This is a genomic window from Martelella radicis (genome assembly GCF_014196625.1).
Lineage (GTDB): Bacteria > Pseudomonadota > Alphaproteobacteria > Rhizobiales > Rhizobiaceae > Martelella > Martelella radicis.
Map to the genome: position 1 here is coordinate 22728 of NZ_JACIDZ010000021.1, position 20687 is coordinate 43414.

Consider the following 20687-nt stretch of genomic DNA (forward strand, 5'->3'; position numbering starts at 1 on the left):
GCCGCCGGTTCTTCCGGCCGCACAAAAAAGTGCGGGCCGGCAACCCTTATCGGCGCTGTATTCCCCCTCTTCCATCGCGTATAGACTGCCCCAGATTATGAATGGGCATGAATCAGGGATTGCTCCAGACGATGAGACTATTGACGGCAACGCTTCGAATTCTGACAAAGCTGGTCGCAGGCCTCCTGGCCGGCGTGATCTTGATCGCGCTCGCCGCAGTCCTCCTGGTGGGCTTCACCGGTTTCGGCGCCAATTTCGCCGTACAGCAGGTGACCAAGCGGATCGCCTCGCCCGATTTCGCCGTGCATGTCGGCGAGGTCAGCGCGCCGCTGACCGGCCATTTCACCGTCGAATCCGTTTCGGTTTCGGATATCAACGGACCCTATGCGACGGTCGAGGATGTCGTGCTCGACTGGTCGCCGGTCGCCCTTTTCAGCGGTCGTTTCAAGGCCGAAAGCCTCTCCGCGCAGTCGGTGACGCTTGAGCGCCTGCCGGCAGCCTCGGAGGCCGCGCCGCAGGAAAAGACCGGCGGCGGCGGCTTTTCGCTGCCGATCGGCATCGAGATCGACCGGTTCGACTTTCCCCAGATCGATATCGCCGCCCCCGTGCTTGGCGAGGACTATCCGCTATCCGCGGCGGGCAGCGTCACTGCGCTTTCCGACACGATCGCCGCGTCTCTGGACGCGAAGCACCGGGCCCGACCGGAAACCTATGTGAAGGCCGACCTCGAATATGCGCCCGCCGACAACCGCCTTGATCTGGAGGCGGAAGTGAACGAACCCCAGGGCGGCATCGTCGCAACGCTGATGCAATTGCCCGGCGCGCCGGCGCTCAACATCGCGGTTGATGGCGATGGGCCACTTTCCGACTGGAAGGGCAAGGTGACGGCAGAGCTTTCCGGTTCCGCGCTTGGCGAGATCGATATCCGTCACCAGCTCGATGATGCCGGCGAGCGGACGGTCACGGTCAGCGGCAGCGGCCAGTTCGCGCCGCTCACGCCCGATGCCTTTGCGAGCCTTGTCGAGGGGACGACGCGGCTCGACGTCGCGGTAACGCTTTCGCCGTCCGGCCGCATCGCCATCTCGAAGGGCAATGTCACCACCGGCAGTTTCGCGCTTGCCGCCTCCGGGGCCTATGACCCCCAAGGAAATAACGACCTCAAGGCGACGCTGAACGGCACGGACGGGCCGGTGCCCTTCTCCTGGCCGCTCGGCGAGGACGCGCTTGCGCTTGAGATCGAAAATGCGTCGCTCGCTTTGACGGGCGCTGCCGACAAGGCCGACCTCCAGGCATCCGTGACGCTCGACCGGCTTTCGATGCCGCAGTTGAGCGCCAGCGGCATTGCCGCCGTCGCCAGCGGAACGGGGCTTGATCTGAAGGGGCGAAACGGCGCGCTCGATACGTCGCTCACCATCGAGGACATTTCCTTTGACAGTGACAATCTGAACCAGCTCGTTCAGGCGCCCATTTCGCTTTCCGCGCCGGTCTCGCTTTCCGGCTCGACGATCGAAATCACCTCTGCCGAGCTCGAAAGCGGCACGATCGGCGGCACGGCCTCGATTTCCTATGATCTGGATGGCCGTCAGGCCTCGGGCGATGCGCGCCTGTTTGTTCTCGCCGATGCCCTGCCCGCTCCCGCGTCGGACATGATCAGCGGCATGACCCGGATCGAAACCGGCTTTTCGGCGGATCTTGCGACCGCCGACTATACGCTTTCAGACCTCAAGATCGAAAACAGCCTCGTCAGCGCGACGGGCAACGTCGCCCTTTCCGGCGATACGATCGACGCCACGCTGAAGGCGACACTCTCCGAGCTTGGTACGCTTGCCCCGCAGGTGGGCGGCGCGGCGGAGATTACCGCTTCGGCCAGCGGTCCCCTTTCCGCACCGGATGTCGAGGCGACGGCGAGCGCCGATAACCTGGTCCTGTCCGGCGAGACGCTGAAGGGTTTCTCGCTTTCGCTCAAGGGCAAGGCCGATCCGGCCTCCCCCTCCGGCACAGTTTCGGCAAAGGGCACCTATGCCAATGCACCGCTTTCGCTTGCTGCGGACGTGACTTCATCTGCCGGAGGAATCGAAATCTCCGGGATCGACGGCGCGGTCGGCGGCAACACGCTTTCCGGCGACCTGACGCTGAATGACAGCTTCCTGCCGGCCGGCGGCATCAATTTCGATTTCCCCGACCTGAAGCTTCTCGCCGGGCTGGCCGGCCAGGAGGCTTCGGGCGACATTTCCGGCCGGATCGCGCTCGACAATGCGGAAAACAAGCTGGGTCTGTCGCTGAATGCCTCCGGCGACCAGCTTTCCGCCGCGACGGTCACGGCGCGCAATATCGCGGCTGACATGACCGTCTCCGACCTTGCCGAATTGAAGGCGAACGGCAAGATCACTGTCGGATCCGTCACGGCAAGCGGACAGAATGTCAGCGACATCGCCCTTTCGGCCCGCAATGAGGGGACGACGACATCCTTCGACCTCTCCGCCCGCTATGACGGCCAACCGGTTAGCGCCGAAGCGAAAGTGACCCGCGCCGACGCGATGGAGATCGAGCTTACGAAACTCGAAGGCTCGCCGATGTCGCTTGCCCTCAGCCTTGCCAAGCCGGCCAGGATCACGATCGCAGACGGTGCGGCCGAAATCGACAGTCTCAGCATCGGCATCGGCGGCGGCACGGTCAGCGCCAGCGGCAGCGTCGGCGACCGCCTGAACCTCGAGGTCGATGTCGCAGGCGTCAATGCTTCGATCGCCAATTCCTTCGTGCCGAGCCTCGGCGCCCAGGGCACGATCTCCGGAACAGTGACTGCCAGCGGAGCGCTTTCCAGCCCGACCGCCGATTACAGCCTGTCCTGGAACAACGCCAACGTCGCCCAGAATGCCGCCATTGGCGGCCAGCAATTCAGTATTTCAACGAGCGGTCGCTACGTGGGCAACAGCGTCACAACGGACACGACGCTCACCAATGCGCAGGGACTTTCGGCCAGGGCCACGGGATCGGTCGGGCTCTCGGGCAGCATGCCGCTCGATATCGCCGTAAACGGCCGCCTGCCGCTCGCGCTCGTCTCCGTGATCGCAGCCAATGCCGGCTATGCGGTCTCGGGCAATGCCGATGTCGACATGACCATCGGCGGCAACGTGCAATCGCCGTCCTATTCGGGCGGGATCGACGTCAACATCGACAGCGTGACCGATCTCAGGCGCAATCTGGCGATCAACAATATCCGCGGCCGCGTCTCGGCCTCCGGCAACAGGCTGGTTGTCGAGGACATCGCCGGCAGGCTTGCGGCCGGCGGCACGGTTACCATCAGCGGCAGCATTGCCCTTTCCGGCGATTTCCAGGCCTCTTTGAGGCTTTCGGCGGACAATGCCGTCATCAATGACGGGCGCCTTCTGACTACGACGGCCAATGGCGCGCTTTCGCTGGAGGGACCTCTTCTCGGCCAGCCGACCTTGTCGGGCCGGATTGATCTGGCGCGAACCGCCATCGTCATTCCCGACCGGCTGCCGGCCTCGATCGCCGACATCAATATCGTGCATGAGAATGCCTCTGCCGCAGTTCTCAGGCAGGCGAAGGAACTCTCTCCGCAGCAGGCGACCGACTCGCGCTCGGCCTTCAATCTCGACATCACCGTTTCGGCGCCCAATGCCATCTTCGTCAGGGGACGCGGCATCGACGCCGAACTCGGCGGTACGATCCGTGTTGCCGGCACGACCGCGAACCCGATCATCACCGGCGGATTCGACCTTATTCGGGGTCGCCTGTCGATCCTGAACCGGCGCTTCGATTTCGACCGCGGTCGGATCACCTTCGGCGGCGCGTTGGTCCCGCTCATCGACCTGCAGGCGCAGACGACGGCAGGCTCGACGGCGATCACCATATCGCTCTCCGGCGTCGCGAACGACCCCCAGGTCAGCCTCAGCTCCACGCCTGCCTTGCCCGATGACGAGATTCTGGCCCAGCTTCTGTTCAACCAGTCCTCCTCGAACCTGTCGGCACTGCAGATCGCCCAGCTTGCCGATGCGGTGATCCAGCTTACAGGCGGCACCGACCAGTCGCTGTTCGGTTCGATCCGCGATGTTCTCGGCATCGACAATCTCGACGTGACAACGGATTCGGCCGGCAATACGGCCGTCAGCGTCGGCAAGTATCTCAACAGCAACACCTATGTCGAAGTCGAGCAAAGCCGCGACACGGGAACAAAAGCGAGCGTCAATATCGACATCGGCCGCAATTTCATCGTCAAGGGATCCGCCGGATCGCGCGGCGAGGCGAGCGGCGGCATTTTTTACGAGAAAGAATACTAGGAAGGGACCGGTCGAAGCAGTTGAAATAGTGGCGAGATCATGGCAATCGAAATAGGTGGCGGGCGCATCCCGATCTTCTCTGTGCTGGCCCATAAGAGGAGTTTTCCGCTTGCCCAGCCCCGAACGCGCTGCACACAAGACCTCTCTTCCTGATCTGCGGACCATTGTCCGCCGCGAGCGCTTTCTCGGCCTCACGCTCGCGACCTGCCTTCTCGTCCTGCTGTTCGAGGACTGGGTGTTCTCCGGTCTCGACAATCCATTTCACCTCGTCCCGGTGATGGCCTGGCTTTTTTTCGTCGTTCTCGCCACGGCAATCGGCGTTGTCCGCCATGCCGAGGCGCTTTCGGAACGCCTTGGCGAACCGTTCGGAACGCTGGTGCTTACGCTCTCCATCACCGGCATCGAGGTGATGAGCATCACCGCCGTGATGCTGCACGGCGAGAACAACCCGGCCCTTGTCCGAGACACTCTGTTTTCCGTGGTGATGATCATCATGGGCGGCATGGTCGGCATCTCCCTCCTGCTCGGGGCGTTTCGCCACTGGGAACTGACTTTCAACCTCCAAGGCGCCAATGCCTATCTCGGCGTGATCATTCCGCTTGCCGCCTTCAGCCTGATCCTTCCCGACCTGACGCTCTCGACTGCCGGACCGACGCTTTCGCCCCTGCAGAAGGTCATGGTCGGGGCCATGCCCGCGGGGCTCTACATCGTTTTCCTGCTGATCCAGACCGGCAGGCATCGCGGCTATTTCGCCCAGCCGACAGACGAAGCCGAGGACGAGGAGACGCACGAGGGGTCCGGTGCGCCGGCGCTGTTCCATGTCCTGCTGCTGTTTAGCTACATCATCCCGGTCGTTTTTCTCGTTGAGCAATTCGCCAGGCCCGTCGACTACGTAATCGAAACGCTCGGCGCGCCGGCGACAATCGGCGGCATCCTCATGGCGATCCTGGTGACCACGCCCGAAGGGATTGGCGGCGTCCGCGCGGCCATGAACCGGCGGCTCCAGTCCTCGGTCAACATCTTCCTTGGCTCGGTTCTCGCCACGATCGGCCTTACCGTACCGATCATGCTGGTCATCTCCAGCCTGCTTGGCCTCGATCTGGAACTGGGCCTCGAGCCCGCCGACACGCTGTTGCTCGTCCTCATCCTGTCCGTCAGCTTCGTAACCTTTTCGAGCGGCCGCACACATGTGCTCCAGGGCGCGGTTCACTTCTTGATCTTCATCGCATTTCTCATCCTGAGCTATAGTGGATAAGCTAAGACGAACGCAGCCGGAAAGGGCGGACCTACGATGACGACAGCAGGCAAGGCACGGTTTTCAGGGGTGGGGCTCAGCTTCTTGCTCGGCCTCCTCCTCTCACTGCTCGTTCCCGTTCTGACAACGCCGGGCGCATGGGCGCAGGAGGGGGAGCAGCCGCGCGAAGTGCGCGTCGGCTACCGCGTCACGCCCCCTTTCGTCACCCGCGACAGCGAGGGCAATTTCAGCGGAATGGCCGCCGAACTGTGGAAGGAGATCGCCGACGGGCTCGACATCAAGGCCACCTATGTCGAATACCCCACGATCGCAGATCTTCTCGCCGCCATCAGGTCTAAAGACCTCGATGTTGCCGTTGGCGCCATCTCGATCACCGAGGATCGCGCCGAAGTGGTGGATTTCACCCAACCCTGGTTCGATTCCGGTCTCAGGGTCATGGTCGACGATCGCTCCTCCTCCTCGCTCGCCAATATCTGGAATGGTCTCGCCGAGGCCGGCTACCTGCGCTATTATGGCTGGCTCTTGGTTTTCATCATTGTCGGAACCGTGGGCCTCACCTTCTTCGACCGCCATTTCGACAAGAATTTCCCGCGCCGCTGGCGCGAGGGCGTGGCCGAAAGCTTCTATGCGGTGATGCTGGTGGTCACGAAGGGATCGCTTCCCAGCCGCACCAGGCTTTTCGGCTGGATCGGCCGGGTCTTTGCCGCCTTCTGGCTGGTCATCGGCATCGCCGTCGTCGCCTATGTCACCTCCTCCGTCACCAGCGTCATGACCAATATCGCGATCACCGGCAGCGTCACCGGACCCGACGACCTGCCCGGGCGGACCGTGGGCGTCTTCCGGGGCTCCACCGCCGAGAATCTGGCGCGACGCGAGGGCTATGATTTCGTCACCTTTGGCGGGATCGAAGAGGCGGTCGACGCCTTGCGCAGCGCCGAAGTCGACGCGCTGGTCGCCGATGCGCCGGTGCTGGAATATTACAAGGCGCAGAATCCGGGCCTCGGTCTCGATGTCGTCGGGCGGCTGTTCGCGCCGGACAAGTTCGGCTTCGCCCTGCCCTATGGAGAAGACACGCTGATCTATCCGGTCACCGTGCGCCTCCTCGCCCTGCAGGAGAGCGGTTATGTGAAGGAACTGAGCCAGCGATATTTCGGTGACGAACGGTAAGACGCCTCACCCCGCACGCCGCGCCAGGATCGCCTCAAGCCTTGGAGCCCTGTATCCCGGCACGGCATGATTGGCGAAGCCCAAGAAGCCGCCGATCCGGATCGCGACCTTTTGCGCATGATTGCGAGCAATATCGGAGAGCTTGTGGTCGAGATAGGGATTGGCGAAGCGATCGAGCGTCTCGTCGATATAGCGATCCGCCTCCGCGCCGCGTCCCTCGGCGGCGAAGGCCGGCAGCACCTCATCCATATAAAGGTTGAAGAGGTCAGCGCGGATATTCTTCTCTTCCATCAGCTCGCGCACGAATGATTGCCGCCCGCCTGCCCTCTGCCAGTTCTCGACAAGATAGGTGTGGCCGAGATTGAGGACGAAGAGCTTCATCGTCTCAACTTCGTTAAGATCGCCCACCACTTTCAAAGCCGGATGAGAACAGGGAAGCGTCAGGCCGACACAAGCTTCGATCGCCCAGAGCGCATAGGGTTCGGTGACTGCGCCCGCCGGCTCAAGCGGCTCGGAAACGATCCGGTCGACGAGCGAGTTAACCCACAGAACCCGGGTCTCGAGCCAGCGCGCGTAATCTGCGGAAAGTCGTTCGGCGACCGGCAACACGCGCGCCTTCAGCGCCGCCCCGTTCTCGTGCAGCAGTTCGCAGGGCATGATCTGCAGCGGTCGGGCATTGGCCCTGAAACGCGAAAACAGAAGATGGGCGAGTTTGGCGGGAAAGGACATCGCCTGGCTGAAGGCGGGATTGCTGTCTTCCGGGCGGGGCAGAAACCCCTGCTCCGTGGTGTTGGAGAGAATGATCTCCGCTTCATCGCGCAGAACCCGCTCGACCTCCAAGCGGTCTTCGGCCGTCGACAAGGCCTTGCAGATGCTGGTGACCTTCAGGATCTTGTCGACGGGGGCGCCTTGAAGCAGACCGCGAATCCGCACGTTGAAACCGTTCTGGAGGGCAAGCGATCGCAGTCGAAGCGCCCGTGCGGGATCTCCAGAGGTCTGAACCACCGTTATCGGTCCGACCGCTCTCCCACCCTTCAGCCCCTCGGAAATGAAGAGGTCCGCATGGGCTTGCAGAAAGCGGCTGGTGCCGAATTGCACGATCGGCGTCGCCGACATTTAAGCGCCCCTTTGCTGTGCAGCACACGACAAGATGGCCATCATCCGCCTTAATTTATCCATTGTCAAAAATGCGCCCGATGGTGGAGCTGCTCCGGACGATATGCGCCGCCGCCGTGCATGGCGGCGCAGCGGGGTTCAAAGGCGAGCGAGCCATGTCGCGATCGCCGGGAAGGCAACGATCAGGACGAGCGAAACGAGCATGGCACCGACAAACGGCAAGGCACCCCTAAAAATGTCGGAGACTTTCAGCGATCGGTCATTGATCGCCGATTTGATGATATAGACCGAAAGGCCGAATGGCGGCGTCAGCAGCCCGACCTCGACGGCCACAACGGTCAGTACGCCGAACCAGATCAGGTCGAACCCTGCGGCTTCCGCGACCGGCAACGCGATCGGCAACAGGATCAGCATGATCGAGATGGAATCGATCAGGCAACCGAGCGCGATGATCAAGAGCAGGTAGAGCAGAAGGAAGCCATAGGGGCCGATCGGGCCCGACAGCATGGTTTCCGCCAGAAAACGCGGGACGCCCGAAAGCGCCAGCATGCGGCTGAAGAACGTCGCGGCCAAAATCAGAAACAGCACCGAAACGGTAATCTGCCCGGTTTCAACCAGCAAGTTCCAGAAGGAGCGCGGCGTCAGCGAGCGCCGCAGAAGCGCAATCAACAGGGCGCCAAGCGCACCGGCCGCACCGGCCTCGGTCGGATTGAGGAAACCGCCATAAAGCCCACCGAGGACGAGCAGCATCAAGAAGATGATCGGCACCGCCTTGCGGGCAAGCGCCAGCCAGCCGATCTCCTCGTCGTGGGTCTCCGGCTTTTCCGGCGTGAAGACGAAATCCGGCTTCAGCCATGCCAGAAGGAAGATGGTGAGCGAGAAGGCAAAGGCCAGAAGAAGGCCCGGACCGACGCCGGCAAGAAACATCCGCCCGACTGATTCCTCTGCGAGAACCGCATAGACGATCATCAGCAGCGAGGGCGGGATCAGCATGCCGAGAACGGAGGAGCCGGCGACGACCCCGGTCGCGAATTTGGCCGTATAGCCGTGGCGCGTCATCTCCGGCACCGCGACCCGGCTGAACACGGTGGCAGACGCGATGGAAACGCCGGTGATCGCGGCAAACACGGCATTGGCGAAGACCGTGGCGATACCAAGCCCGGCGGTGATCCGGCCCATCCGCTTCTGGAACACGTCGAACGTATCCTTGCCGACTTTGGAAATCGTCACCAGAAGGCCCATCAGCACGAAGAGCGGGACGATGGCGTAGAGATATTCCCTGAGCGAGTTGTTGGCGACGGCGCCGAGCATGCGCATGGAAACCGGTTCGCCGCGAATGGCCGCAACGCCGATGAAGGACACGAACAGCATGCTGACGCCGATCGGCATGCCGACATAGATCAGGACAAGCAGGCCAGCGATCGCCAGGCCTCCGATTTCGAGCGGGCTCATGGATGGTCTCCGGCATTTCGGCAGGCGAGAAGGTCGCTCAAGGCGCGGACGAGGAATTCGAGCGCGGCGACGCTGACACCCAGGACGATGAAGGCGCGGAACGGCCAGACCGGCAGGGTGGCAATGCCGGTGACCCCGATATATTCGCCGGACGCCCAGTCCTTCTGCAGGATCAGGAAACTCGACCAGGCGATCAGGCCGATCATCGCCGCGCCGGTGAGATTGAAAATCGCCGACAGCAGACTGCCGGCCACCGGCCGCTTCAGCCTGAAGGCGGGAAAGAAGATCTCGGTCCGGGCGAGCCTGTCCGCGCGGATGGTGGTGGCAAGCTGCAGCGAGACGATCATGACCAGAAGCAGCGCGCCGAGCTCGGAGACCAGCGGCAGCGACGAGCCCAGCAGGTTGCGCATGAAGATATCGGCCGAGATGACCAGCATCAGCACCAGAATGAGCACGGTTCCAAGCGCCGCAAGACCATCGACAAGCATGTGCCAGGCCCGCCCGAGGGCGTTCGGGGGGCGCCCGTCAGGATGACGGGCGCTTTCGGTGGTGGATGACATCGGGCCGCCCTACTGGTCCCAGTCGCGCATCGGCGTTTCGCCGCGTTCGCGCAGACCGTCCATATAGGCGCTCAGAAATTCGCGCGCCGGAAGGCCCTGGGCCTCCAGATTGTCGGCCCATTCGCCGGCAAGATCGGGAAGCATGGCAACCCAGGCTTCACGTTCCTCCTCGGGCATTTCGACGAGCGTCACCGGCGGGTTCTGGTCGGCGCCGAGTTCCACCATCGCCTGAAGGGCAGCCTCATGGCCTTCCAGAAGCTGCTTGCCGTGGGCGGCGGTGTAATATTTGCCGGCCTCGATCATTGCGTCCTGGACTTCCGTCGGCAGCGTATCCCAGATATCGCGGTTGATGGCGAGCGCGCCGGAGAAGGACACGGCCGCATCGAAGCGGTTGAGATAGGGCGCGACCTCATAGAGCTTCGCAGGCTTCGCGCCGAGCGCAAGCGTCAGCACGCCGTCGGAAACGCCGGTCTGGATATCGGTGTAGAAAGTGGTCAGCGCGCCGTCCACGGCATTGGCGCCGGTTCCGCGCAGCCAGGTGCCGAGCACGCCGGGGGCTGAGATCTTCATGCCCTCGATATCGGCGATGCCTTCGATCGGCTCCTTGGTGTAGATGTCGTACATATCGGTGCCGGTCAGGCCGAGAACCTTCAGATTGTACTGTTCCCATTCCTCGCGGAAGGCCTCGTTGTTCTCCATCAGATCTTCCATCACCTCGAGCTGAAGCTGAGGATTTGCGGTGGAGAACGGCGCGTAGCTCGTCGCCTGGCTGAGCGGCAGCTTCGCCGGCTCCAGCAGCGAGAAGACCCAGCCGATATCGGTGATGCCTTCCTCGACGGAAGACAGCGTGGCATTCGCCTTGTAGAGCTGGCCGCCGAAGGCCTCATTCCAGTTGATCTTGTAATCGCCGGTCTCGGCGAGGATCTCATCGGTCTTTGCCATGAAATGGGTCTGGATCATGCCGACCCACGGGATCACCGTCGGATGGCTGGAGGCCACCGTCAGGTTGATGGTTTCCTGCGCGAAGAGCGCCGAGGGCATCGCCACCATGGCGACAGTCGTCAGTCTCAGAAAATTACGCATGTTTTCTCCTCCCGAAAGATGCGTTCAGTCGATCACGAATGTCTGCGTCGAATAGTCGAGCCGGACGGAAACCCGGCCCTCATTGATCATCCAGGGACGTACCCTGAATCGCCGCGCTCCGGCCTTGTGCATGGGGTCGTTGCGGGCAATCTCGGTTGCAGCTTCCACGCTTTCGGCGCGGATGATCACCATGCCCTCGCCCGCCCAGTTCTCGCCGTCATCGGAAAAGAGCGGGCCCGCGGCATAGAGCACGCCGTCCCGTTCCAACCCGACCTGATAGGCGAGATGGGCCTCCATGTTCTCAAACACCGGACCCATGCCGTTCGTCGCCTCGGTGAAGACGGCGAACAGTTTCTTCTGCAGCATGGCCTTGCTGGCTTCCATCACGGCTGCCGCCGGAACGGTCTCTGTCTCTTGCATGCCGGTCACCTCCTCCTTGTGGCCGTTGCCATATGCGCCGATCAGCCGGCCTTGCGGCGGGCGATCTCGGCGCGGATCTCAGCACCGTGCTGATCGAGCAGCGGCGGCGCGCCGATCTCGGTTTCGACAGCCTCGTCAAAGCTGTAGGGCGGGCGCACGGTCTTGGTCTTTCCCTTTTCCGGGTGGTCCATCTCGACGGCGATCTTCAGGTGCTGCGCCTGCGGGTCATCGAGCGCCTCGTCGCTGTCGTAAGCCGGCGCATGGGGCACGCCGGCCTCAAGCAATTTCTCGCACCAGGCATCCCGCGTTTCGGTCTTGAAGACGGGCGTCAGGATCTCGATAAGATCGTCCTGGTGCTGGATGCGTTCCAGCCGCTCGGCAAAGCGCGGATCATCGGCAAGCCCTTCCTGTCGGGTCGCCTGAAGCAGCCCTTCCCAGAACTTGGCGGGCGAGGACATGTGGATCGCCACCCATTTTCCGTCCGCGCATTCGAATGTGTAGCTCTGCGAAACGGTCGGGCGCGAGAGCGGTCCCATGACTTCGCCGACAGCGAAATAATGGGTGAAGCTGTCGAGGTTGAAATGGGTCATCGCCTCTAGCATCGAGATATCGATGCGTCGGCCCTTGCCGGTGCTCGTGCGCTCCAGAAGCGCGGCGAGAATGGCCATGGCGGCGTATTGCCCGGTGAGCGCATCGGCAATCGCCGGGCCGATGACGCGCGGATTGGTCGGCGGCGTCACCAGCCGCAGGAAGCCGCTGGCCGCCTGGGCGACGGTATCGAATGCCGGGCGGTCGCGCGCAGGTCCCGTCTGGCCGAAACCGGAGATCGCGCAATAGATCAGGTCCGGCTTTACCTTGCGTAAGTCCGCCTCGCCGACACCCAGCCGCTCGGAAACGCCGGGGCGAAAGTTCTGGATGAACACATCGGCGGTGGAGACAAGATCGTGCAGGAAGGCCAATTCGGCCGGATCCTTGGTATCGATCGCGATCGAGCGCTTGTTGCGGTTATAGGTCTGGTAATGCGGCGAATAGAGCCCGCCCTTGAAGGCGCGGAAGGGATCGCCCGCGCCCGGCCTCTCGACCTTGATCACATCGGCGCCGAGATCGCCGAGATGCATGGCGGCGGCCGGCCCTGTGATATAGGTGCCGAGTTCGATAACCCTGATGTTCTTGAGGATCTTGACCATCCGGCTCTTCCCGATCAGTTGCTTTTCGCGGCGGCCTTGGGGCCGTCATAGGCGATGGCGAGGTCCGCCTTGTGCGACATGATAAAGCCGATCGAGCGTCGGCTTTCCTCGAAGAGATGGGCGGAAAGGCCTGCGGTGCGCGCGACGATCGGGACGGCCTTCAGCGCATCCACCGGCCAGCCGGCATCGAGGATCGTCGCGGGGATCGCTCCGGACACGTTGATCGGCAGCGGCCGTTCGATGATGCCAGGGGCAACCTTCGCCAGCATATAGAGTGCGTCGATGTAGCGCCCCCTGATTTCCAGTTCGGCGGCAACTTCCAGCAACCGGTCGGCACGGGGATCGCCGGAGGAATGCTGCGGATGGCCAAGTCCCGGCACCTTGCGGCGCTCGGCCTTCAGTGCCGTAACGCTTTCGATAGCCGCCTTTTCGAGGTCCCCGCCCATGCTGTCGGCCATCTCCACTACGGAGACGAGAAAGCGCCCGGCCACTTCGGATGAGCCAGCAACAACGCTTCCCATGCCGAGAATGCCGGCCGCCATGGCCCCCTGCCAGGCATCGGGTCCCGCGGCAAGGGTCATGCGCGCGGCCTGCACGCTTGGCACCAGGCCGTGTTCGGCGATGGAGACCAGGCAGGCATCCATCATGCGTCGCTGCGCGGGCGCGGGCTTTTCACCAGTCACGAGAAACCAGAAATAGTCGCTGAAATCGATCTTCCCGATCAGTTCGCTGCACAGGTCCTGGCCGCGAACCGTGATGCTTTCAGCATCGGATTCGGCAATGGCGGTGAACGCGGCGTCCTGTTTCCCAATTCGCATAACAAACTCCCTTTTCGCTGTGCGAAATAATTTCCTCTTGCCGAAATCGTAGAGAGCAATTACTCTAGCGTCAAGTTGAAAGCGCGCCGCCCGGCCCGACAGACCGGAAAGGCGCCTTCATCGGGAGGGAGATCAGGTCCCGCGCCAAGGACATAAGCCTTGTTTTCATCATGCGGCTCACCCACTCTGGCGCTTTACGGATCTGGTTCTTGAGGACAATGACGTGGCTGAAGTTCTGAAATTCATCGAAGACAGCGAACGACCCGCCGAATTCGTGGAAGCGCTCGCCAAGGGGCTTGCGATCCTCGAATGTTTCGACGCCGCCCATCCCGAAATGACCCTGAGCGAGGTGGCGCGCCGCGTCGGCCTTTCCCCTGCAGCCGCGCGCCGCAGCCTGATCACGCTGCAGACGCTCGGCTATGTCGGCCAGACCAACAAGCATTTTCACCTCCGCCCCAAGGTAATGACGCTGAGTTCGGCCTTTTATTTTTCCGCCCATATCGACGAGGTGCTGCAGCCCAATCTGAGAGCACTGGTCGAACAGTTCGGCGATGCCTCCTCGGTCGGCACGCTTGACGGCGACCATGTGATCTATGTCGCCCATGTCTCGGTGCAGCGCGCGCGCCGCGCCGCCGCCGTCATCGGCGCGCGCTATCCCGCAGGCGCCACCTCGCTCGGCCGCGTGCTTCTCGCCGGACAATCCGACGAGGCGCTGGAACACTATCTCAGGACGGCGAAGCTCGAGGCGCTGACCTCCAAGACGGTCACCGACCCCGATGTCCTGCGCGAGAAGATCATGGCCGTTAGGGACGATGGCTTTGCCACGACCGTCGACCAGCTCGATTACGGCATCACCGCGCTTGCCGTGCCGATCAGGAACTTCGAAGGCCGCACGATCGCGGCGCTCAACACCTCGGGCTACACCGGCATGGTGACGCCCGAAAGCATGATCGCGGAACGACTGCCCGCGCTCAGGGAAGCGGCATCGCATATCGCGCATGCCATGAGCCGGTATCCGGTTCTGCAATCGACAATGGGAACCTGACCGAGGGACAGGTTTTCCGCGCAGGTTCAAGGGAGGAGAAACCATGTGCAGGCTTTGTGACATTTCCAGACGCCATCTGCCCTACCCGAACTTCGGGCCCACGGGCGGCGGCATGGGCGCATCGGCGTACGCCACGCCGGTTGCCGAAGGTGTTCCGGAAGCATGCGGCCGTGAAGGCCAGCGCACGCTGATCAAGAACGGCATCATCCTCTCCATGGATGACAGCGTCGGCGACTTCGAAAAGGGCGATATCCTGATCGAGGGATCGCGCATCATCGAGATTGCCGAGACCATTGCGGCGGACGACGCCATCGTCATCGATGCTTCCGGCAAGATCGTCATGCCCGGTTTCATCGACACGCATCACCATCAGTTCGAGACAGCGCTGCGCGGCCAGCTCGCAAACGCCATCCTCATCAATGACGGCCTGCCGGCGAATGCCCAGAATTATTACGAGACCGTGCTGCAGTCCTTCTCTCTCGTCTACCGGCCCGAGGACGTCTACATCAACGAACTCTTCGGCGCCCTGTCGCAGCTCGATGCCGGGGTGACGACGGTGATGGATGTCAGCCAGATCCACCACTCTCCCGCCCATTCGGATGCGGTGGTCTCGGCGCTGAAGGATTCGGGCCGCCGCTCCGTCTTCGGCTATTTCGAAGGCTGGGGCGATGATGCGCAATATCCGGGCGACGCGGCGCGGCTGCGCGAACAGTATTTCTCGTCGAACGACCAGCTCATGACCATGATCATGGGCGGCGAAATCTACCTGCCCTTCCACGAGCAATCCTGGAAGGCCGGGCGCGACCTGGATCTCCCGATCGCGCTGCATGTGGTCGGCACGTTCGGCATGCAGCCGACCTTCGACGGGCTTGGCGCGGGCGGCGCGTTCGGCGAGGACAATATCTTCATCCACATGACCGGCATGTCGGATGACGGCTGGAAATATGCCCGCGACGCCGGCGCCCATATCTCGCTGTCCGTGCCGATCGAGATGCAGATGCGCCATGGCACACCGCCGATCCAGAAGGCGCTCGACTACGGCATGAGCATCTCGCTTTCCACTGACGTGGAGTGCACAATGACGGCCGACTTCTTCACCCAGATGCGCGCCATGGTGACGCTGCAGCGCATGTTCGCCAACGAGAAGGCACTTTCCGGCGAGGAATACCCGGCGCTTCTGACGGCGCGCCAGGCGATCCGCGCGGCAACGCTCGGCGGCGCCGAGGGCCTGAAGCTCGACCGCCGCACCGGCTCGCTGACGCCGGGCAAGGATGCCGACATCATCCTGCTCGACGCCGAGGCGCTCAATGTCGCGCCGCTCAACAACGTACCCGGCACGGTCGTCACCCTGATGGAGCGTTCGAATGTCGACAGCGTGCTGGTGGCGGGCAAGGTGCGCAAATGGCAGGGCAAGCTTGTCGGCGCCGACATCGCCCATCTGCGCGGCGAACTGGAAAAGAGCCGCGACTACATTTTCGAAAAGGCCGGCATCGCCCGTTCGCTGTTCGGCGACTGAAGCCCGGACGGAGACGAGGGAATGGCGCCCGCGATGGCCCTTTGTTGAGGGGACGCGGGCGCAAGAGGACATCCGCAAGAGGAGAGAGCATTGGCAAAACTCGTTGCAACACTGGCGTCGACCCACCATCCCTTCTATCTGAAGGCGACCACGGCGCCGCCCGAACAACAAATGCCCGAGGCGCCGACATGGAAGCGCAAGATCGAGGCCTACCGGGAGACGCTGGCAAAGGCGGAACCGGACGTGCTGGTGATGGTCGGCTCCGATCATTTTCACCAGATCTTCCTCGACAACTGCCCGCAGTTCCTGATCGGCAAGGCGGAACGCTATGACGCGACCTTCTACAATGAGGAACGCGAATTCGGCATTCCGAAATATGTACTGGAGGGCGACGAGGACATGTCGCGCTTCATGCACCAGCACCTGATGAACCAGAATTTCGATTTCGCCTTTTCCAACGAGCTGAAGATCGACCATTCCATCATCTGCCCGATCATCACCGTCAGGCCGCAGAACGACCTGCCGGTCGTGCCGATCTACACCAACATCTTCGCGCCGCCTTTGCACTCGCCGAAGCGCTTCTATGAACTCGGCCGCGCGATCCGCAAGGCGATCGACGACTTTCCATCCGACAAGCGCGTTGCCGCAATCGGCACCGGGCATCTCTCGCTCGAGCTCGGCGGTCCGCGCCAGTTCATGGAGACCGGCCCCGATCCGGCATTCGACCGCCAGGCGATCGAGTGGCTGAAGACCGGCGATATCGACGCGATCCTCGAAAACGTCACCCATGAGAGCATGATCGGGAGCGGCAACGCCACCCAGGGCTTCCTGAACTTCATCCTGATGCTCGGCGTCGCCGGGCCGGAAGGCGCGGACTATGTCGACAATCTCGACCTGTTCCACACCATGGAGGCCTATTTCACCTGGTATCCGAAGGAGGAAGCGGCATGAGCAAATATTACGTCAACAAGTTCCTCTACACGGTCGACCGCGACCCGGAACTCTTGCAGCGCTATATCGACGAACCGCGCACCTTCGTTGCCACCTGGGAACAGTCGATCGGCCCGAAGCTTCTGGGCAATGACGTCGAGGTCTCCACCGTCCACGCCCTGACCCATGAGGAGCGCGAGGCGCTGATCAACCATGATTATGTGGCGCTGTTCGAGATGGGCGCGCATTTCTTCCTCAACCTGACGATCTTCATCGGCATCTATGACGAGCCCTATATGAGCAAGAGCGGCCCGCTGTCGTTCCAGCGTGAAATGGCCGCAAAATTGCAACACTGGCGCGGCAAGGACTATCCGTCGGTCCAGACCTGAAACGCCTCTTCCATCCTCCTGCATGACTTGCCGGGCGCATCCGCGATGCGTCCGGCCTTTTTTGTTTGTCCGGCGGCGTTGCCGTCACGCGTCAAACGTGGTCTGTGGGGCAAGGGAACGAGGTATTGGTAATCCGGGAGGTCTGAATGGATCCGCTTCTTCGGCGCAAGGAACACTTCATCGAGCGCGATGCGGTCTGCGCGCTGATCGAAAAGCTCGCCGACAATCTCGTCAACATCAGGGACGAGACCGGCGAATTCCTGCTGAGGCTGGAGGACGGCCGGGTGATCGACACCAAGGGCTGGGCCGGCTGGGAATGGACACACGGCATCGGCCTTTACGGCCTGTTGAAATACCGGGAGATGACCGGCAGCGCGCTGGCGCTCGACATCATCACCCGCTGGTTCTCCGAACGCCTGGCCGAGGGCACGCCGACGCGCAACGTCAATACGGTCGCGCCCTTCCTGACGCTCGCGCATCTTTATGAAGAGACGAAAAACCCGGTCTGGCGCCCCTATCTGGAAAGCTGGGCCGAATGGGTGATGCACGACATGCCGCGAACCGAGGACGGCGGTCTCCAGCATATCGTCTACAACTCGGTCAACCACCAGCAGATGTGGGACGACACGCTGATGATGACCGTGCTGCCGCTCGCCAAGATTGGCCTGGTGCTCGGCCGGCCCGACTATATCGAGGAGGCGAAATACCAGTTCCTGATCCACACCCAGTACCTTGCCGACCGCAAGACCGGGCTCTGGTATCACGGCTGGACCTTTGACGGAAACCACAGCTTCGCCAACGCGCTCTGGGCGCGCGGCAACAGCTGGGTGACCATCGCCATTCCCGAATTCATCGACATGCTGAAACTGCCCGAAAGCGATCCGGTCGCCCGGCACCTGACGGCGACCTTGCGTCGCCAGGCACGCATGCTGAAGGAGACGCAGGCCGCTTCCGGCCTCTGGCACACGCTGATCGACGACCCCGGCAGCTACGAGGAGGCCTCGGCCGCCGCGGGCTTTGCCTATGGTCTTCTGAAGGCGACCCGCATGCGTCTGATCGGCCCGGAATATCTCGAAACGGCGGAGCGCGCGGTCAAGGGCCTCGTCGACAATATCAGCGACGACGGCGAATTGCTGAACGTCTCCTTCGGCACCGCGATCGGCGCGGATCTCGACCATTACCGCGAGATCAAGCTCACCTCCATGCCCTACGGCCAGGCGATGGCGATGTTCTGCCTCAGCGAATATCTCTGGCAGTATCTCTAGGGGAAGCCCGGACACCGTTCCCGGACGCCAGCCCGGATGAGGAGCGTCAGGCGCTTTCGGCGACGTAGCCGAGCGCCTGCGAGACGTCACAGGTCGCCGATTTCAACAGCGCGACATACTCGTCCTTGCGGGTCTCGTCGAAGCGGAACAGCGGAAAGGCGATGCTGATTGCCGCAATCGACTTGCCGACATGGTTGAGCACCGGAGCGGCGATGCAACGGACGCCCGCCTCGCTTTCCTCGATTTCCTCCGCATAGCCGCGGGCCCGGACTTCGCGAAGCTGTTCGCGCAGAACCGCCTTGTCGGTCACCGTATTGGGGGCGCTTACCTCCATCTGCATCGCCGCCAGGCGCTCCGCGATCTCCTCGTCGTCGCGGAAGGCGAGAAGCGCCTTGCCCAGCGAGGTCGAATGCAGCGGATTGCGCTTGCCGAGCGTGGAGTTCATCGACAGGCTGTAGGTCGAGTCATACTGGTGAATATAGACGACGCGCTGCTCGCGCCCGTCGAGAATGCCGAGATTGATCGATTCGCCCGTGGCGCGGGACAACCGGCCCATGGCCTTGTCGGCGACCCGCAGGATATCGGCCTGGCTCTTCATCGTCTGCGCGGCGAGGCTGAAGAGGCGCGGCGTCAGTTCGTAGCGCTCGCTCTCTTCATCCTGCGCCACATAGCCGAGTTCCACCATCGTATGCAGCAGGCGGTGCGTCGTGCTTTTCGAGGTCATGGCGCAATGGGCGATCTCCGCCAGGGCGGCGCTGCGGTTTTCCGCCAGCGTCTCCAGAACCGCAAAAACCTTAAGGACGGCGGCCACATTTTCCGTTTTCGGCCTGTTGTCTTTCACTGCAAGTCCTCCACCTGTCGCCTCCGTCCAATACCGCCCTCACCGCGCCGGGCCATGCCTTTTGTCAATTCGGGGGTGCAGCGCCTTTTAGTGCCTACCTGTCCCCCTGCCTAGCCCCGGATACCGAGCAGCGACAAAATATCTCAACCTGCGGAGGAGGGCACGGCTCCGCCGCCTCGCATGCGCCGGGCAGCGAGCGAGTGACCGTCTTCCGCAGCCGGTGCGCGCCCGGCACGCCGGCTGTCAGACGAAGAGCGCCTCCTCTGTGCTGATGCGCTGGCCGTCGGCATCGAAGAGATGCTGATCGGCCGGATCGAAACCGACGCGAACCGTTTCCCCGACGCGATGCCGTTCCATCTGGTGGGTCTGGAAGATCAGCGTCTTGCCGGAGGGAAGATCGATATGGACGATGGTTTCGCTGCCGAGATATTCGATAATGCGCACCCGCCCCTCTGTCTGGATCGCGCCGCTCTCAGGCTTGATCGCCTCAGGCCGCACGCAGACCGTGACGCGGTTATGAGCTTCGGAAAGCCCCGGCGGCAGCGGATGGGTTCCGAAATCATCGAGATCGAGCCTGCGTTCGGATCCGGAGCCGGCAACCGTCGCCTCGAACATGTTGATCTTCGGCGAGCCGATGAAGCCAGCGACGAAAAGGTTCGCGGGTTTCGTGTAGAGCTCTTCCGGCGTTCCGACCTGTTCGATCTTGCCGGCGCGCAGCACCACGATCCGGGTCGCAAGCGTCATCGCCTCCACCTGGTCATGGGTCACATAGATCATCGTCGTCTTCAGCCGCTCGTAGAGGCTTGCCAGTTCCACGCGCATCTGCACGCGAAGCTCGGCATCGAGGTTCGACAGCGGCTCGTCGAAGAGGAAGAGCTGCGGCTCGCGCACGATCGAGCGGCCGATGGCGACGCGCTGTTTCTGTCCGCCTGAAAGCTGGCGCGGCTTCCTGGCCAGAAGCGGCTCGATCTGCAGGATGCGCGCCGCCTCGTCCACCCGCCGGTCGATCTCGGCGCGGTCCATCTTCAGGTTCTGCAGACCGAAGGCGAGGTTCTTCCTGACACTCATATGCGGATAGAGCGCATAGGACTGGAAGACCATGGAAAGCTCGCGCTTGGAGGCGGGAAGGTCGTTCACCACCTTGCCGTTGATCGCGATCGTCCCGTCTGTGATCTCCTCAAGACCCGCGATCATGCGCAGAAGGGTCGATTTCCCGCAGCCCGAGGGGCCGACGAGGACGAGGAATTCGCCGTCGTGGATTTCCAGGTTGAGGTCGTGCATCACCGACAGCGTGCCGTAGGACTTGCCGACTTTTCTGAGTTTGAGTTCAGCCATTTTGTTC

Annotated in this window: 17 protein-coding genes; 8 read left to right on the top strand and 9 right to left on the bottom strand. The window is 62.6% G+C overall.

Going from position 1 to position 20687, the window contains the following annotated elements; translation table 11 throughout:
* The first annotated feature begins 131 nt into the window (after positions 1-131).
* The 3 genes from GGR30_RS21350 to GGR30_RS21360 all read left to right on the top strand — a co-directional run bounded on the left by GGR30_RS21350 (position 132) and on the right by GGR30_RS21360 (position 6723).
* A complete protein-coding gene (locus GGR30_RS21350; protein ID WP_183490963.1) occupies positions 132-4301 on the top strand; it encodes a translocation/assembly module TamB domain-containing protein in 4170 nt (1389 codons plus the stop codon).
* A 109-nt stretch (positions 4302-4410) separates the two neighbouring features.
* Entirely contained in the window at positions 4411-5556 is a 1146-nt protein-coding gene (locus GGR30_RS21355) for a calcium:cation antiporter (protein WP_246414089.1), read from the top strand.
* 36 nt (positions 5557-5592) lie between these two features.
* Positions 5593-6723 (top strand): transporter substrate-binding domain-containing protein, encoded by a 1131-nt coding sequence (locus GGR30_RS21360; RefSeq protein ID WP_183490965.1) that lies wholly within the window; start codon positions 5593-5595, stop codon positions 6721-6723.
* A 6-nt stretch (positions 6724-6729) separates the two neighbouring features.
* Here GGR30_RS21360 and GGR30_RS21365 read toward each other — a convergent pair whose 3' ends face one another.
* From GGR30_RS21365 to GGR30_RS21395, 7 genes are all read right to left on the bottom strand, one after another.
* Positions 6730-7839, bottom strand: a complete 1110-nt coding sequence (locus GGR30_RS21365; protein ID WP_183490967.1) for a mannitol dehydrogenase family protein — start codon at positions 7837-7839, stop codon at positions 6730-6732.
* A gap of 138 nt (positions 7840-7977) precedes the next feature.
* On the bottom strand, positions 7978-9291 hold the full coding sequence (locus GGR30_RS21370) for a TRAP transporter large permease (protein ID WP_183490969.1): 1314 nt from the start codon (positions 9289-9291) through the stop codon (positions 7978-7980).
* Complete coding sequence (locus GGR30_RS21375; RefSeq protein WP_183490971.1) at positions 9288-9851, bottom strand: TRAP transporter small permease subunit; 564 nt, start codon at positions 9849-9851, stop codon at positions 9288-9290. The genes GGR30_RS21370 and GGR30_RS21375 overlap by 4 nt, the downstream gene beginning before the upstream one ends.
* Before the next feature lie 9 nt (positions 9852-9860).
* Positions 9861-10934 (bottom strand): C4-dicarboxylate TRAP transporter substrate-binding protein, encoded by a 1074-nt coding sequence (locus GGR30_RS21380; protein ID WP_183490973.1) that lies wholly within the window; start codon positions 10932-10934, stop codon positions 9861-9863.
* Between the two features lie 24 nt (positions 10935-10958).
* On the bottom strand, positions 10959-11354 hold the full coding sequence (locus GGR30_RS21385) for a YciI family protein (protein WP_246414090.1): 396 nt from the start codon (positions 11352-11354) through the stop codon (positions 10959-10961).
* Positions 11355-11395: 41 nt separating this feature from the next.
* Positions 11396-12541: a CaiB/BaiF CoA transferase family protein gene (locus tag GGR30_RS21390; RefSeq protein WP_183490975.1), complete on the bottom strand. Its 1146-nt coding sequence runs from the start codon at positions 12539-12541 to the stop codon at positions 11396-11398.
* Between the two features lie 14 nt (positions 12542-12555).
* Positions 12556-13359, bottom strand: coding sequence for a citryl-CoA lyase (locus tag GGR30_RS21395; RefSeq protein WP_183490977.1), 804 nt, complete (start codon positions 13357-13359; stop codon positions 12556-12558).
* A gap of 223 nt (positions 13360-13582) precedes the next feature.
* On the opposite strand from GGR30_RS21395, the gene GGR30_RS21400 reads away from it, so the two are divergent.
* The 5 genes from GGR30_RS21400 to bglB all read left to right on the top strand — a co-directional run bounded on the left by GGR30_RS21400 (position 13583) and on the right by bglB (position 18504).
* Entirely contained in the window at positions 13583-14404 is an 822-nt protein-coding gene (locus GGR30_RS21400; protein ID WP_183490979.1) for an IclR family transcriptional regulator domain-containing protein, read from the top strand.
* Between the two features lie 43 nt (positions 14405-14447).
* The gene (locus tag GGR30_RS21405; RefSeq protein WP_183490981.1) at positions 14448-15920 is read left to right on the top strand and encodes an amidohydrolase family protein; all 1473 of its coding nucleotides are present in this window, start codon (positions 14448-14450) and stop codon (positions 15918-15920) included.
* A 90-nt stretch (positions 15921-16010) separates the two neighbouring features.
* The gene (locus GGR30_RS21410; RefSeq protein ID WP_183490983.1) at positions 16011-16871 is read left to right on the top strand and encodes a DODA-type extradiol aromatic ring-opening family dioxygenase; all 861 of its coding nucleotides are present in this window, start codon (positions 16011-16013) and stop codon (positions 16869-16871) included.
* A complete protein-coding gene (locus GGR30_RS21415; protein ID WP_183490985.1) occupies positions 16868-17239 on the top strand; it encodes a hypothetical protein in 372 nt (123 codons plus the stop codon). The genes GGR30_RS21410 and GGR30_RS21415 overlap by 4 nt, the downstream gene beginning before the upstream one ends.
* 146 nt (positions 17240-17385) lie before the next feature.
* Positions 17386-18504, top strand: coding sequence for a beta-galactosidase BglB (bglB, locus tag GGR30_RS21420; protein WP_183490987.1), 1119 nt, complete (start codon positions 17386-17388; stop codon positions 18502-18504).
* A 46-nt stretch (positions 18505-18550) separates the two neighbouring features.
* Here bglB and kdgR read toward each other — a convergent pair whose 3' ends face one another.
* Together kdgR and GGR30_RS21430 are read right to left on the bottom strand one after the other, a co-directional pair.
* Positions 18551-19345 (bottom strand): DNA-binding transcriptional regulator KdgR, encoded by a 795-nt coding sequence (gene kdgR, locus GGR30_RS21425; protein ID WP_183490989.1) that lies wholly within the window; start codon positions 19343-19345, stop codon positions 18551-18553.
* 243 nt (positions 19346-19588) lie between these two features.
* A complete protein-coding gene (locus GGR30_RS21430; RefSeq protein WP_183490992.1) occupies positions 19589-20680 on the bottom strand; it encodes an ABC transporter ATP-binding protein in 1092 nt (363 codons plus the stop codon).
* Positions 20681-20687 lie beyond the last annotated feature (7 nt).